Annotated in this window: 8 protein-coding genes, 2 tRNA genes and 3 rRNA genes; 12 read left to right on the top strand and 1 reads right to left on the bottom strand. The window is 46.2% G+C overall.

Going from position 1 to position 15,459, the window contains the following annotated elements:
* The first annotated feature begins 9 nt into the window (after positions 1-9).
* From ACXACM_RS00065 to ACXACM_RS00035, 7 genes are all read left to right on the top strand, one after another.
* A complete protein-coding gene (locus tag ACXACM_RS00065; protein ID WP_474818951.1) occupies positions 10-789 on the top strand; it encodes a polysaccharide lyase in 780 nt (259 codons plus the stop codon).
* A 138-nt stretch (positions 790-927) separates the two neighbouring features.
* Positions 928-1,473 (top strand): dTDP-4-dehydrorhamnose 3,5-epimerase, encoded by a 546-nt coding sequence (rfbC, locus tag ACXACM_RS00060; RefSeq protein WP_474818949.1) that lies wholly within the window; start codon positions 928-930, stop codon positions 1,471-1,473.
* A gap of 8 nt (positions 1,474-1,481) precedes the next feature.
* Positions 1,482-2,342, top strand: coding sequence for a dTDP-4-dehydrorhamnose reductase (rfbD, locus tag ACXACM_RS00055; RefSeq protein WP_474818948.1), 861 nt, complete (start codon positions 1,482-1,484; stop codon positions 2,340-2,342).
* A 15-nt stretch (positions 2,343-2,357) separates the two neighbouring features.
* Positions 2,358-3,440 (top strand): dTDP-glucose 4,6-dehydratase, encoded by a 1,083-nt coding sequence (rfbB, locus tag ACXACM_RS00050; protein WP_474818947.1) that lies wholly within the window; start codon positions 2,358-2,360, stop codon positions 3,438-3,440.
* A gap of 83 nt (positions 3,441-3,523) precedes the next feature.
* On the top strand, positions 3,524-5,227 hold the full coding sequence (locus ACXACM_RS00045) for a glycosyltransferase family 2 protein (RefSeq protein WP_474818945.1): 1,704 nt from the start codon (positions 3,524-3,526) through the stop codon (positions 5,225-5,227).
* A 108-nt stretch (positions 5,228-5,335) separates the two neighbouring features.
* Positions 5,336-6,523, top strand: coding sequence for a nucleotide sugar dehydrogenase (locus ACXACM_RS00040; protein ID WP_474818944.1), 1,188 nt, complete (start codon positions 5,336-5,338; stop codon positions 6,521-6,523).
* A 134-nt stretch (positions 6,524-6,657) separates the two neighbouring features.
* Positions 6,658-7,710: a GGDEF domain-containing protein gene (locus ACXACM_RS00035; protein WP_474818943.1), complete on the top strand. Its 1,053-nt coding sequence runs from the start codon at positions 6,658-6,660 to the stop codon at positions 7,708-7,710.
* Here ACXACM_RS00035 and ACXACM_RS00030 read toward each other — a convergent pair.
* Positions 7,707-8,432, bottom strand: a complete 726-nt coding sequence (locus ACXACM_RS00030; protein WP_474824170.1) for a hypothetical protein — start codon at positions 8,430-8,432, stop codon at positions 7,707-7,709. The genes ACXACM_RS00035 and ACXACM_RS00030 overlap by 4 nt on opposite strands.
* Before the next feature lie 521 nt (positions 8,433-8,953).
* Between ACXACM_RS00030 and ACXACM_RS00025 the strand changes: the two genes are divergently transcribed.
* The 5 genes from ACXACM_RS00025 to rrf all read left to right on the top strand — a co-directional run bounded on the left by ACXACM_RS00025 (position 8,954) and on the right by rrf (position 14,808).
* Positions 8,954-10,487 (top strand): 16S ribosomal RNA (locus tag ACXACM_RS00025).
* Positions 10,488-10,562: 75 nt separating this feature from the next.
* Positions 10,563-10,638, top strand: a tRNA-Ala gene (locus tag ACXACM_RS00020).
* A gap of 249 nt (positions 10,639-10,887) precedes the next feature.
* Positions 10,888-10,964: transfer RNA gene (locus ACXACM_RS00015), tRNA-Ile, on the top strand.
* 590 nt (positions 10,965-11,554) lie between these two features.
* Positions 11,555-14,541 (top strand): 23S ribosomal RNA (locus tag ACXACM_RS00010).
* 151 nt (positions 14,542-14,692) lie between these two features.
* Positions 14,693-14,808: ribosomal RNA gene (gene rrf / locus ACXACM_RS00005) — 5S ribosomal RNA — on the top strand.
* Together the 16S, 23S and 5S rRNA genes with 2 tRNA genes alongside form the textbook arrangement of a ribosomal RNA operon.
* Positions 14,809-15,459: the final 651 nt, after the last annotated feature.

Genomic DNA, 15,459 nt, shown 5'->3' with positions numbered 1-15,459 from the left:
ACAGGCGCAGTGCTTTCCAAACTTATAAAGCTCACAATTTTATCGTTTATTATTGTTGGGCTAGTTTTTCTAAGAGGTTTATTTCCAGGTGATAAGGAAAATGCCTCTTTTTTATTTTACGAAGACTTCGAAAACATGCAACAACAGCACTGGTTTTCTGATGGTTTGCAAATAAAAAAAGAGTCTGATGACATCGAGAGTGGTTTAGTCGTTCGTCAGATATATCAACCATCTCCAACCGGAACTCCTTTTATTGGAAAGCGATTCAAACTAACTAACAGTGTGACCGAAGCAACTCTCTCGTTTGATATGAGAATAGGCTCTCAGTTTGAGTTTGTAAAAGGAGGAAAGATACACGGTTTAGGGGGAGGAAAAGCTACAACGGGGTGTAAACCTATAGACCCTAATGGTTGGTCTGTCCGGTTAATGTGGCGGCATGAGGGTAAGCCTGTTTTGTATATTTACCACCAGGATCGGAAAAACCGGTGTGGTGATGATGTAACCCCTTCAGGTGACTTTACCTTTGCGAAAGGTGAGTGGCACAAAATATCAATATATGTGAAATTGAATTCTGGGATCGGAAGCGCTGATGGCGTCGCAGCTCTGTTTGTTGATGGTAATAAATTGGTTGAAAAGACGGGCTTAAATTTAACAGGTAACATGTCCTCCCAAATTGATTATTTCATGTATAGCTCATTTTATGGTGGGAACGATCCATCTTGGAGTCCTTCCAAAGTAACGTTTATAGAGTTTGATAATTTTAAAGTTACGAAGGGATTAGATGAGTAGCGTATAAGTCGTTGTCATGATGGTTACTCAAGGTTTAGGTAAGATTCATGTAACGCAATGATGAATAGCTATGATTGCGTTGTTACTCTAAAAATTAACCAAATGATGTTTCTGGTACATCATTAGTGGAACAAATTTATGCAGGTTATTAAAACCGACATCCCGGATGTCAAAATTATCGAGCCAAAAGTATTTGGCGACGAGCGCGGTTTCTTTTTAGAAACCTTCCGCACCGATTGGTTTAAGAAAGAGTGCGCAGACGTTGATTTTGTGCAAGACAATCACTCCAAATCCAAACAGGGCATTTTACGTGGCCTTCATTATCAGCTGCAGCAAACCCAGGGCAAGCTGGTACGTGTGGTGTCGGGTGAAGTATTCGACGTGGCTGTGGACATGCGCAAAAACTCCGATACCTTTGGTAAATGGGTAGGCGTGTATCTGTCTGCAGAAAACAAGCGCCAACTATGGGTACCGGCTGGTTTTGCCCACGGTTTCTACGTAACCAGTGAATCTGCTGAGTTCGTGTATAAATGTACTGACTATTATCACCCGGAATCTGAAGTGTCGGTAAAGTATGACGACCCAACCATTGGCATTCAATGGCCACTGGTTAATGGTGAAGCGCCATCGCTGTCTGGCAAAGATGCCGACGGTACAGCGTTTGTTAACGCTCCCACATTCTGAGGCTTACCATGAGTATTGTGGTTATTGGAAAATCCGGGCAGTTGTCATTTGAACTCATGCGCATTTTAGGCAGTAATGCTGAGTGCTTAGGTCGTGATGATATTGATATTACGCAGCCTGACGCCTTAGCAGAAAAGCTAGATAGTATTAAACCTACCGCAGTAATTAACGCTTCGGCGTATACAGCCGTTGACAAAGCTGAAACGGATGAAGCCGCTGCTGCACTTATTAACACCACCGGTGTGCAAAACCTGGCAAATTATTGCAAAAATAACGGTTTATTCTTGGTGCACGTATCTACCGATTATGTGTTTAACGGCCAGAAGGGCACGCCCTACACCGTAGATGATGCTATTGAGCCTCAGGGTGTTTACGGTAAAACCAAAGCAGAGGGTGAAAAGGCACTGTTGTCTACTTTGCCAGATGCAAGCTGCTTAATTCGCACTGCCTGGGTGTATTCTTCCCATGGCAGTAATTTTGTAAAAACCATGCTGCGCCTGATGGCAGAAAAGCCACAGCTTGGCGTGATTGACGACCAGGTGGGAACTCCCACCTGGGCGCAAGGGTTGGCAGAAGCGTGTGTGTTCGCCGCGCAAAATAAAACCCAGGGTGTGTATCACTGGACAGATGAAGGCGTATGTAGCTGGTATGATTTTGCCTTAGCCATTCAAGAGTTGGGTATTGAAAAAGGCTTGCTTGAAAAAGCTGTACCTGTGAACCCCATTCCGTCATCCCAATATCCTACACCGGCGAAGCGACCCCATTACAGCGTGTTAGATAAAACCCTGACCCGCGACACCTTTTCTTCACTGCATCCTACTCACTGGCGCAAGCAATTGTCGGCCATGATGGATGAGCTGAAAGCGTAAAGTAGAGTATCTTTCATGAGCAAAACCATTTTAGTAACAGGCGGTGCGGGCTTTATTGGCTCTGCGGTAGTTCGCCATTTAATTAACGATACCGACCATACGGTAATTAACCTCGACAAGTTAACCTACGCGGGGAACTTAGAATCACTAAAAAAAGTGGATGACAGTGAGCGCTATCACTTCGAAAAAGTGGATATTTGTGATGGTGCAGAGGTAAAGCGCGTATTCGATACTCATCAGCCCGACATCATTATGCATCTGGCTGCGGAATCTCACGTCGACCGTTCTATTGATGGGCCGGGTGAATTTATTCAAACCAACGTAGTGGGTACGTACACCTTGCTTGAGCAAGCTCGTGCCTATTGGTCGGCTCTTGAAGGCGACAAAAAAGCCGGGTTCAAGTTCCATCATATATCAACCGATGAAGTATACGGTGACCTTCCTCACCCGGATGAAGTTGAACCAGGAACAGAGCTTCCATTGTTTACGGAAACTACACCTTATGCGCCAAGTTCACCGTATTCTGCCAGTAAAGCCAGCTCTGATCAGTTAGTGCGTTCCTGGCTTCGCACCTATAAGTTGCCTACCTTGGTGACTAACTGCTCGAACAACTACGGCCCTTATCACTTCCCTGAAAAGCTCATTCCATTAGTTATTTTGAATGCCTTGGCCGGTAAGCCATTGCCTGTTTACGGTAAGGGCAATCAAATTCGCGATTGGTTGTATGTGGAAGATCATGCCCGTGCATTGGTGCTGGTGGCGCTGAAGGGCAAAATTGGCGAAACCTACAACATTGGCGGCCATAACGAAAAGCAAAACATTGATGTGGTGAAAACCATTTGCACCATTTTGGATGACGTTAAGCCCAAAGATGCACCATACGCTGAGCAAATCACTTACGTGCAAGATCGTCCAGGGCACGATATGCGCTACGCCATCGACGCCGGTAAAATTCAGCGTGAGCTGGGTTGGTCTCCACAGGAAACCTTTGAAAGTGGTATTCGCAAAACCGTTGAATGGTACCTGAATAACGAAGCCTGGTGGAAAGCCGTACAAGATGGTAGCTATCAGGGTGAGCGATTAGGAACTGGTGACTAAACTTATACCTTAGTCATATGTTAGACTGCAAAGCCGTTTTCTTTTAAAACGGCTTTTTAATTTCGCAGACAAAAAACGCCTAAATGAAAAAAATACTAATGCGCTCAGTGCGTGCGGGTTTACAGCTAATTCCAACCTCATTTAAAGCAAAATTAAAACAGAATGAACGCTTGACTGGGTTTTACATTCGCTCAGTGAGAAAAGCGGGGCTTTTTTATGATGCGCCAACCGCTAAGCAAACACAGCAACTCTATGACAGTTGGCTTGCTTTTCAAAAAGCACAACGCAAAGGTGAAGCGGATAAACCTGTGGCTAAGTGGCAAGCCATAATTTTTGGAGAAAAGGATTTGTCGGCGACGGTGGCTCACGTCAACGAATTGGGAGCCTTAAACTGCCTTTGCTTGGCACTTGCCAATGAAGCCGAGTTATCGCTCAATCCTTATGACTTCACGATACCAACCCTATTTATACAAGGGGGAGACAGAATACATCCCGAAAGTATATCCGAATTTTCGTGCGGTTTGGTCGGCGCAGATCTCGTTTACAGCGACACGGACACTATAAATGTCAAAGGTAAAAGGGCCGCACCGAGATTTTTACCTGACTGGAATCCGGATTTACATTTTTCCACGGCTTATATTAGAACAGGCGTTTTTCTTGAATCGGAATTACTGAAGTCTATTTCCTTAACGGTGGACTCCGCAATTTCTAGCGTGTTGACCGAACTAGTGATGTGTTGCAAGTCACTTACGATTAAACATTTACCAACTCCGCTAATACAACATGCCGTTGAAGCGAATGGGGTCACAAATATGCTTCAAACTGTGAAGGCGAGTTTGGAGAAATATACACAAGCGAGTGTAGTCGTTGACGAAGCTAAAATGCTTAACCGAATCATGTGGCCGAATACCGCTCCTTTGGTTAGCCTTATTATCCCAACGAAAAATGGGAAATCGCTCGTCAAAGCATGTATTGAATCTATTCGTGAAAAAACTACTTATAGAAACTACGAAATACTGCTAATCGACAACGGTTCTGATGACCCAGAGAGCTTAACCTATTTTGAATATCTTGCTTCACTGGACAATATTCGGGTATTGCAATACCCATTTCCATTCAATTATTCAGCGATAAACAACTTTGGTGTGGAATATGCCAGAGGCAGTATTATCGGCCTTATTAATAACGACATTGAAGTTATTTCGCCAGAATGGCTTAACTTTATGGTAGGGCATGTAGAACGAAAAGATGTGGGATGTGTAGGGGCGAAATTGCTTTATTCCGATACGAGAATTCAGCACGCCGGAGTCGTTTTAGGTTACGGTGGAGGTGCGGGACATGCACACAAGAACTTTCCCAGGCTGCACACCGGCTATTTAAACCGCATTAACGCTACCAGCAACTATAGTGCTGTGACGGCAGCGTGCTTGCTTGTAAAGAAAACGGATTTTGCAAAAGTGGGTGGGTTAAATGAAAAAGATCTTGCTGTTGCATTTAACGATGTCGACTTTTGTTTGAAAATAAGAGAGTTAGGCCTTAACAACGTTTACTGCGCCGAAGCCGAACTTTTTCACCATGAATCTGTAAGCAGAGGGTTAGATATTTCGCCTGAAAAGGCAATGCGGTTTAATCGTGAACTAAGTTATTTACAGGATAAATGGGCTTCCTATATTAGTCTCGACCCATGCTACAGCCCTAACTTGACCTTGAAACGAGAGAACTTTGCAATTAAAGCTGTGGAAGAATGCATGGTAGCTTTCGACAAGAGAGCACAAATACAAGAATGAAAGCGCTTATTGTCAGTGGCATGAATATAGCATTGGCTTTCATCATTATTTAAAATTACTATGGAATGATAGTGGTTTATGAATTACCAAAAATTGGAGATAGATTAAATGGAAGGTACAAAAAATATGCGGAAAATAGCCGTAGCGGGTACAGGATACGTGGGGTTATCGAACGCAGTATTACTCGCGCAGCACAATGAAGTGGTCGCTGTGGATCTTGTGCCTGAAAAAGTCGAGTTGCTAAATGCAAGAAAGTCGCCCATTGAAGACAAAGAAATCTCGCAGTATTTATCAGAGAAAGAGCTCAATCTGAAAGCGACCCTGGACGCTGAAGAAGCCTATAAAGATGCTGATTTCGTGGTAATTGCCACTCCCACAGATTACGACCCACAAACCAATTACTTCAATACAGGTAGTGTTGATGCGGTAATTAAGTCGGTGATGGCAGTTAACCCTAACGCTGTGATGGTGGTGAAATCTACCGTACCTGTTGGTTTTACCCAGCAAGCCAAAGAAGAACACGGCACTGAAAACCTCATTTTCTCTCCGGAGTTTCTGCGTGAAGGCAAAGCGCTGTACGATAACCTTTATCCAAGCCGAATCGTTATCGGTGAGCAGAGCGAGCGGGCGAAAACATTTGCTGCACTGTTGCAACAAGGCGCCATTAAAGAAGATGTTGAGGTATTATTTACCGACAGCACTGAAGCAGAAGCCATCAAGTTGTTCGCTAATACTTACCTTGCTATGCGTGTGGCGTACTTTAACGAGTTGGATAGCTACGCAGAAGCTCACGGCTTAAATACCAAGCAAATTATTGAAGGTGTTGGTTTAGACCCACGTATTGGCAAGCATTACAACAATCCAAGCTTTGGTTATGGCGGATATTGCCTGCCGAAAGATACCAAGCAGTTGTTGGCAAACTACAGTAATGTGCCTAACAACATGATTCAGGCCATTGTTGATGCAAACCGAACCCGCAAGGATTTCATAGCCGATTCCATCATTAATCGCAAACCGAAAATTGTAGGCGTGTATCGCCTCATTATGAAAACCGGTTCTGATAACTTCCGTGCCAGTGCAATTCAGGGGATCATGAAGCGTATCAAAGCCAAAGGTATCGAGGTTGTGGTTTACGAGCCAGTGCTCACTGAAGATGAGTTCTTTAACTCACGAGTGGTTAACGACTTGGATGCCTTCAAGGAAATGTCTGATGTCATTGTGGCTAACCGTATAACTGACGACATCAATGATGTGCTCGACAAGGTGTATACCCGCGATTTGTTTGGTGCAGACTAAATAATAAGACGCGTAACCTTAATTTAAGAGGGCCATCATCATGATGGCCTTTTTTCTGCGGCTTTTTCAGTGCAAAAATAGAGAAATACTATGGAATGACTACACTTAAAAAATGATACGGTTCAGAAAGCCACATGCGATTCAATCTAGTAAAAACCTTTTCAGCTTATCAGGTTCATGAAAGAGACTTCTGGCGGGTAAGGTTAATTTTCCAGGCATTGCTGCTGATCATCATTATTTTTTCGATTCTAAGTTTTACTAACTGGTTTATTTTCGAAAACAGAACCATCGCGGCATTGGATATTACCGGTGTCGTAATATCAACTGCCCTGTATGTGTGGTTCAGAAAGTCGGGGAATGTGCGCGTGTGTACGTGGGTAGTCGCTACCTATGTCACTGTTCTATTGTCGGCATATTTGCTTTTGAGCAATGGGCTTCACTATTCGATACTATGGGCAACCGTTATACCGCCACTCACATTTTTTTTGTTAGGGCGGGGCGGAGGTTCATTATTTTCCTTATATATATTTGCGCTTACAACCTACATATGTTGGCAGCAGTATACATTAGAAACCGTACATACCTTTTCGTTTAATGCGTTGATGAATATAGTTGAAGTGGCTGTGGTTCAGGTGCTCATCTTTCGATTATACGAACGTACCCGTGAATCGGCATACCGACAAATTCAAATACAACAAGACAGGTTGTCGTTGCTGGCGCTAACTGATCAGCTAACAGGGCTGTATAACAGAAGCAAATTCGAATCAGCGTTCAATGATATGATGAAACTTCATCACGAGGAGGTTTGCACTCTTGTTATTTTGGATATTGACCACTTTAAATCAGTCAATGACACATACGGACACAATATTGGCGACAAAGTATTAAAGAGCTTTGGCGATATTATTCTGGCAGATATTCGGCATTCTGATGTACTGGCCAGATGGGGTGGGGAGGAGTTTGTAGCTTTACTACCCTTTACATCTATTGAAAGCGCTTATGTGTTGGTTGAGCGTTGGCGGGAAAGAGTCGAGCAGGAAGCAATTGAAGGGGTGGACATTACGATGAGTGCGGGGATAACAGCTTGTTATAAAAATGAATCGCTTACCGCTATAATAGAGCGGGCAGATGCCGCGCTCTATTCAGCAAAAGGAAAGGGCAGAAATCAGGTTGAAATTGCTGTTTAATTATTAATAACCTGAGCGATCTGCTCAGTTGTTAATCCAGCAGACAGCCCATATTCTTCGAGTTTTTCGTCTGTCACACCATAACTCTGCGCTGTTTCCAGAATACGTATAGCCTGTTCTTTTTCGGAAGACGTTTCATGTAAAGCTGTAGAGATAACTTCATCACTTTGTGCGGGGAAAACCGCAAGTAGTGCGTCAACCACATACTCGCCAACATATGGAACGGTATCGAGAGCAGTTGTTAATATCTCTATGACTTTGTTTGGATGCTCTTTAGATAGTGTTTGTACAATACGGTCGGCCGAGTCTGGTTCGGTTTGTACTGCAACCCGTACGATCTCATCTAATTCGTCAGGTGTAGCCAATGCCGCGGCTTGTACAACGAAGTCGACGTAGCTTGGTTCTGCTTTTATAGCCAACTTAACAATGTTTGGACACGAAGCGACTTCTTTTTCTATTGCCATTTGCACTATATCTTCGGTAGAAGCAGGTTGTGCAGAGATAGCAGCAAAAATGATTTCACGGTATTTATCAGGGTAAGTATCCAATGCTACATCAACAATAGACACAACGTCCTGGGGATAATGGCTGGCAATAGATCGAATAGCACGACCAATAGACATGTTTTGATCAACCTGACGCTTCAGGAATTTTACCTGAAATTCATCCACCGGTTTTTCCTCGGTTACCGGCGATGCGAAACTCAATGCAGGGAAACACATTGCTACCACTAATACACGCAAACTGTTTTTAGGAGACATCAGCTCCCCCTTTTATTTGACTTATGGTTTATCAGATTAAGCATTATGATTACTTTATATGAACAACTGTATACGCAATTAGTTCAAATTGTACAAAAAATGTATGTTTAGTTCGTAAAGTAACCACTTAAATCAATAAACGCAATTATTTTTGTTATAGGTGTTGACGTTCTTTTAGAAATCCATACAATGCGCACCACTTCGACGGGGAACGTCAAACGGGACACGAAGAAGTAGTTATAACAGATGTTGCAAACAATTGTTATAACAAGTTTTTAGAGCTAACAACGCTTCGAAATAAATTTCAAAAAGTTGTTGACACTGAAAACGAAACGCGTAGAATGCGCGTCCCGCTTCAGGGGAAACCACTGAGGCTGCTAACGAAGTTAGCAACAATGTTCTTTAACAATTTATAACAAGACAATCTGTGTGGGCACTCGTTAAGAGTGTCAACCGACGATTCATAAATAGTTTTTCGATTTTAATTGAAGAGTTTGATCATGGCTCAGATTGAACGCTGGCGGCAGGCCTAACACATGCAAGTCGAACGGTAACAGGAATAGCTTGCTATTTGCTGACGAGTGGCGGACGGGTGAGTAATGCTTGGGAACTTGCCTTTGGGAGGGGGATAACAGTTGGAAACGACTGCTAATACCGCATAACGTCTACGGACCAAAGGGGGCTTTTAGCTCCTACCTGAAGAGAGGCCCAAGTGAGATTAGCTAGTTGGTGAGGTAAAGGCTCACCAAGGCGACGATCTCTAGCTGTTCTGAGAGGAAGATCAGCCACACTGGGACTGAGACACGGCCCAGACTCCTACGGGAGGCAGCAGTGGGGAATATTGCACAATGGGGGAAACCCTGATGCAGCCATGCCGCGTGTGTGAAGAAGGCCTTCGGGTTGTAAAGCACTTTCAGTTGTGAGGAAAGGTTGGTAGTTAATACCTGCCAGCTGTGACGTTAACAACAGAAGAAGCACCGGCTAACTCCGTGCCAGCAGCCGCGGTAATACGGAGGGTGCGAGCGTTAATCGGAATTACTGGGCGTAAAGCGGACGCAGGCGGTTTGTTAAGCTAGATGTGAAAGCCCCGGGCTCAACCTGGGATGGTCATTTAGAACTGGCAGACTAGAGTCTTGGAGAGGGGAGTGGAATTCCAGGTGTAGCGGTGAAATGCGTAGATATCTGGAGGAACATCAGTGGCGAAGGCGACTCCCTGGCCAAAGACTGACGCTCATGTCCGAAAGTGTGGGTAGCGAACAGGATTAGATACCCTGGTAGTCCACACCGTAAACGCTGTCTACTAGCTGTGTGTGAATTTAATTCGTGCGTAGCGAAGCTAACGCGCTAAGTAGACCGCCTGGGGAGTACGGCCGCAAGGTTAAAACTCAAATGAATTGACGGGGGCCCGCACAAGCGGTGGAGCATGTGGTTTAATTCGAAGCAACGCGAAGAACCTTACCTACACTTGACATGCAGAGAATTTTCCAGAGATGGATTAGTGCCTTCGGGAACTCTGACACAGGTGCTGCATGGCTGTCGTCAGCTCGTGTCGTGAGATGTTGGGTTAAGTCCCGCAACGAGCGCAACCCTTGTCCTTAGTTGCCAGCATTAAGTTGGGCACTTTAAGGAGACTGCCGGTGACAAACCGGAGGAAGGTGGGGACGACGTCAAGTCATCATGGCCCTTACGTGTAGGGCTACACACGTGCTACAATGGTATTTACAGAGGGAAGCGAGACAGCGATGTGGAGCGGACCCCTTAAAGAATATCGTAGTCCGGATCGGAGTCTGCAACTCGACTCCGTGAAGTCGGAATCGCTAGTAATCGCAGGTCAGCATACTGCGGTGAATACGTTCCCGGGCCTTGTACACACCGCCCGTCACACCATGGGAGTGGGATGCAAAAGAAGTAGTTAGTCTAACCTTCGGGAGGACGATTACCACTTTGTGTTTCATGACTGGGGTGAAGTCGTAACAAGGTAACCCTAGGGGAACCTGGGGTTGGATCACCTCCTTACCTTAAAAATCGTCAACTGCCTTTTAGCGCAGTGTTCACACAGATTGTTTTGTTATTAAAAGAACGACCAATTATGGGGCTATAGCTCAGCTGGGAGAGCGCCTGATTTGCATTCAGGAGGTCAGCAGTTCGATCCTGCTTAGCTCCACCAGTTGCTTTTATACTTGCTTCGCAAGTGTCGCGGTAAATAGCTTAACCGTCGATGTAAAATCGACTGGCCATTTACCAGCTCGCTAAAGTAGCAAGTGTGCTTGACTCATCAAAATAACGCGAGTTATTGCGATGAATTGGTTTGTAGTGGTGCGCGACTTGAGGAGCGATGAAGGAGCATACATAAAGTATGTGACTGAAGAGCGACGAAACCAAGCGCGGCAATACGAGCCAAGGCAGAAGCAAGAACAGGCTTGTAGCTCAGCTGGTTAGAGCGCACCCCTGATAAGGGTGAGGTCGGCAGTTCAAGTCTGCCCAAGCCTACCATTTCTCCCGCACTCGGCGTCAGAGAAAATCTCTTGTGCTACTTGCACACTACGATTTCCTCTTCCTTGATTGCGAAAGAAATAAGCGTTTTTATGGTCGTGAAGAGGAACTGAAATCCTAATGAATAACCGCTTATTAAGTGAGTATTGATTAGGGTTTTTTACTCTAAACCTGTTCTTTAACAATTTGGAAAGCTGATATTAGTAATCAATCAAATTGAGTAACTGAGAATATCGAAAAGATGTTCTTTCACGCTACTCTATCTGACAAACGGCGCAGCGTAAGCTGCAATGTAATTGATTAGACAGTCATGCATACAACAGAGATAACATCTCACCTAACCCTGGACAAAAAGGCGGGGTTGGCGCTTTATCTTCCATCCTTTTAGGTTGTCGCAACCTTTGGAAGTTGAGGTAATAGCTATTAACTCTATCCCTTACTCATGTGGATAAGAGGAAATAGCGATGATTTGGTTTCTGGATGAGCGAAACGACGAGCGAGCGAAGGAGCATACATATCGTATGTGACTGAGTAAGCGAGGACGAGCCGCGAAATACAGGAAGCAAAGCAGAAGCTATTTAGGGTTGTATGGTTAAGTGACTAAGCGTATACGGTGGATGCCTTGGCAGTAAGAGGCGATGAAGGACGTGTAAGTCTGCGAAAAGCGGTGGCGAGTTGACAAAACGCATTTGAGCCATCGATGTCCGAATGGGGAAACCCACCCGCTTGCGGGTATCTGCATGTGAATACATAGCATGTAGAGGCAAACCCGGGGAACTGAAACATCTAAGTACCCGGAGGAAAAGAAATCAACCGAGATTCCCTTAGTAGCGGCGAGCGAAAGGGGACTAGCCGATGTTAGTTGTCATAGTGGAATATTCTGGAAAGTTTAACGGTACAGGGTGATAGTCCCGTACACGAAGTGGCAATTAGCACATATTAAGTAGGTCGGGACACGTGTTATCTTGACTGAAGATGGGGGGACCATCCTCCAAGGCTAAATACTCCTTACTGACCGATAGTGAACCAGTACCGTGAGGGAAAGGCGAAAAGAACCCCTGTGAGGGGAGTGAAATAGAACCTGAAACCGTATACGTACAAGCAGTGGGAGCCCCATCACTAAGCGCCTTAGTGATGAGACTCACAAAGTGCAAACAGCCTGATTGAGCGTAACGTTGACCTGCGAGGCAGCCAACGGTAAACCGCGCCAAATCAAGCAGGGTGCTTAGTGATGGGGTGACTGCGTACCTTTTGTATAATGGGTCAGCGACTTATATTTAGTAGCAAGGTTAACCGTTTAGGGGAGCCGTAGCGAAAGCGAGTGTTAACTGCGCGTCTAGTTGCTAGGTATAGACCCGAAACCCGGTGATCTAGCCATGGGCAGGTTGAAGGTTGAGTAACATCAACTGGAGGACCGAACTCACACCTGTTGAAAAAGGTGGAGATGACCTGTGGCTGGGGGTGAAAGGCCAATCAAACCGGGAGATAGCTGGTTCTCCCCGAAATCTATTTAGGTAGAGCCTCGGACGAATTCCTTTGGGGGTAGAGCACTGTTAAGGCTAGGGGGTCATCCCGACTTACCAACCCTTTGCAAACTCCGAATACCAAAGAGAACTATCCGGGAGACACACGGCGGGTGCTAACGTCCGTCGTGAAGAGGGAAACAACCCAGACCGCCAGCTAAGGTCCCAAAATATTGCTAAGTGGGAAACGATGTGGGAAGGCTAAGACAGCTAGGAGGTTGGCTTAGAAGCAGCCACCCTTTAAAGAAAGCGTAATAGCTCACTAGTCGAGTCGGCCTGCGCGGAAGATGTAACGGGGCTAAGCAATACACCGAAGCTGCGGCAGCAAGTTTACTTGCTGGGTAGGGGAGCGTTCTGTAAGCCGTTGAAGGTGAACTGTGAAGTTTGCTGGAGGTATCAGAAGTGCGAATGCTGACATGAGTAACGATAATGGGGGTGAAAAACCCCCACGCCGGAAGACCAAGGTTTCCTGTCCCATGCTAATCAGGGCAGGGTAAGTCGGCCCCTAAGGCGAGGCAGAGATGCGTAGTCGATGGGAAACGGGTTAATATTCCCGTACTTATATAATCAGTGATGGAGGGACGGAGAAGGCTAGGCAAGCTTGGCGTTGGTTGTCCAAGTGAAAGTGAGTAGGCTGGAATTTTAGGTAAATCCGGAATTCTAAGGCCGAGACACGAGACGAGCCACCAAGGTGGTGAAGTTGTTGATGCCCTGCTTCCAGGAAAAGCTTCTAAACTTATGATTATGTGAACCGTACCCCAAACCGACACAGGTGGTCAGGTAGAGAATACTAAGGCGCTTGAGAGAACTCGGGTGAAGGAACTCGGCAAAATTGTACCGTAACTTCGGGAGAAGGTACGCCCTTGTTTGTGATGGAACTTGCTTCCTGAGCAGATGAGGGCCGCAGTGACCAGGTGGCTGGGACTGTTTATTAAAAACACAGCACTGTGCTAAATCGTAAGATGACGTATACGGTGTGACACCTGCCCGGTGCCGGAAGGTTAATTGATGGGGTTAGCTTAGGCGAAGCTCTTGATCGAAGCCCCGGTAAACGGCGGCCGTAACTATAACGGTCCTAAGGTAGCGAAATTCCTTGTCGGGTAAGTTCCGACCTGCACGAATGGTGTAACCATGGCCACGCTGTCTCCACCCGAGACTCAGTGAAATTGAAATCGCAGTGAAGATGCTGTGTACCCGCACCTAGACGGAAAGACCCCGTGAACCTTTACTACAGCTTGGCACTGAACATTGAACCTACTTGTGTAGGATAGGTGGGAGGCTTTGAAATGCAGACGCTAGTTTGCATGGAGCCGTCCTTGAAATACCACCCTGGTATGTTTGATGTTCTAACATAGGTCCCTAATCGGGATTGTGGACAGTGTCTGGTGGGTAGTTTGACTGGGGCGGTCTCCTCCCAAATAGTAACGGAGGAGCACGAAGGTTAGCTAATCACGGTCGGACATCGTGAGGTTAGTGCAATGGCATAAGCTAGCTTAACTGCGAGACAGACACGTCGAGCAGGTACGAAAGTAGGTCATAGTGATCCGGTGGTTCTGTATGGAAGGGCCATCGCTCAACGGATAAAAGGTACTCCGGGGATAACAGGCTGATACCGCCCAAGAGTTCATATCGACGGCGGTGTTTGGCACCTCGATGTCGGCTCATCACATCCTGGGGCTGAAGTCGGTCCCAAGGGTATGGCTGTTCGCCATTTAAAGTGGTACGCGAGCTGGGTTTAGAACGTCGTGAGACAGTTCGGTCCCTATCTGGTGTGGGCGTTGGATGATTGAGGGGAGCTGCTCCTAGTACGAGAGGACCGGAGTGGACGAACCGCTGGTGTTCGGGTTGTTTTGCCAAAGGCATTGCCCGGTAGCTACGTTCGGAATCGATAACCGCTGAAAGCATCTAAGCGGGAAGCGAGCCCCAAGATGAGTCATCCCTGAGGTTTAACCTCTCTGAAGGGTTGTTGTAGACTACAACGTTGATAGGCAGGGTGTGGAAGTGTTGCAAGGCATTAAGCTAACCTGTACTAATTGCCCGTGAGGCTTAACCATACAACGCCTAAATGGCTTCGACATTTAGTGTTGTGAGTTAAATGACTGACTAATTAAGTAAGTTAGAGTAGTGAGTTACTCTGATTGAAGACGATATCACGCTTTCCAGAATTGTTAAGTTACTGACGATGTCGGTAACAACCAGTTTTTGCCTGGCGGCAATAGCGACGTGGTACCACCTGATCCCATTCCGAACTCAGAAGTGAAACGCGTTAGCGGCGATGGTAGTGTGGGGTTTCCCCATGTGAGAGTAGCACACCGCCAGGCTCCTAATTACACGAAAAAGCCCACTCAAACGAGTGGGCTTTTTTCGTATAAGCGCAGCAAAGCTGCGCCTATTATCAACGGCAAACCCAACCCATCGGTAGGGATTTACCTATGTAGATCTGCTTAACAGACAAGTAGCATCCCTTCCCTGGTGCAACGTCCACGGCAGCCTCCTTGCTGCCGGTTCTTCACTCTCGGCGTGCCACTGGCACCCCTCGTTCGCTGCGCTCACCGTTCATCACCCCCATGTGAGAGGTGTTCTCGTCACGAAGTGAACCGCCAGGCTCCCAATTACACGAAAAAGCCCACTCAAACGAGTGGGCTTTTTTCGTATAAGCGCAGCAAAGAGCGCCTATTATCAACGGCAAACCCAACCCATCGGTAGGGATTTACCTATGTAGATCTGCTCAACAGACAAGTAGCATCCCTTCCCTGGTGCAACGTCCACGGCAGCTTCCTTGCTGCCGGTTCTTCACTCTCGACGTGCCACTGGCACCCCTCGTTCGCTGCGCTCACCGTTCATCACCCCCATGTGAGAGTACTTCTCGTCACGAAGTGAACCGCCAGGCTCCCAATTGCACGAAAAAGCCCACTCAAACGCGTGGGCTTTTTTCGTTTTAATCTCAGCAAAGCTGCGCCTATTATCAACGG

It is taken from the genome of Alteromonas sp. AWQ4_252, assembly GCF_056158205.1.
Note: the sequence above shows the minus strand (reverse complement) of the source record. Positions and strands in the feature narration are given on the sequence as shown.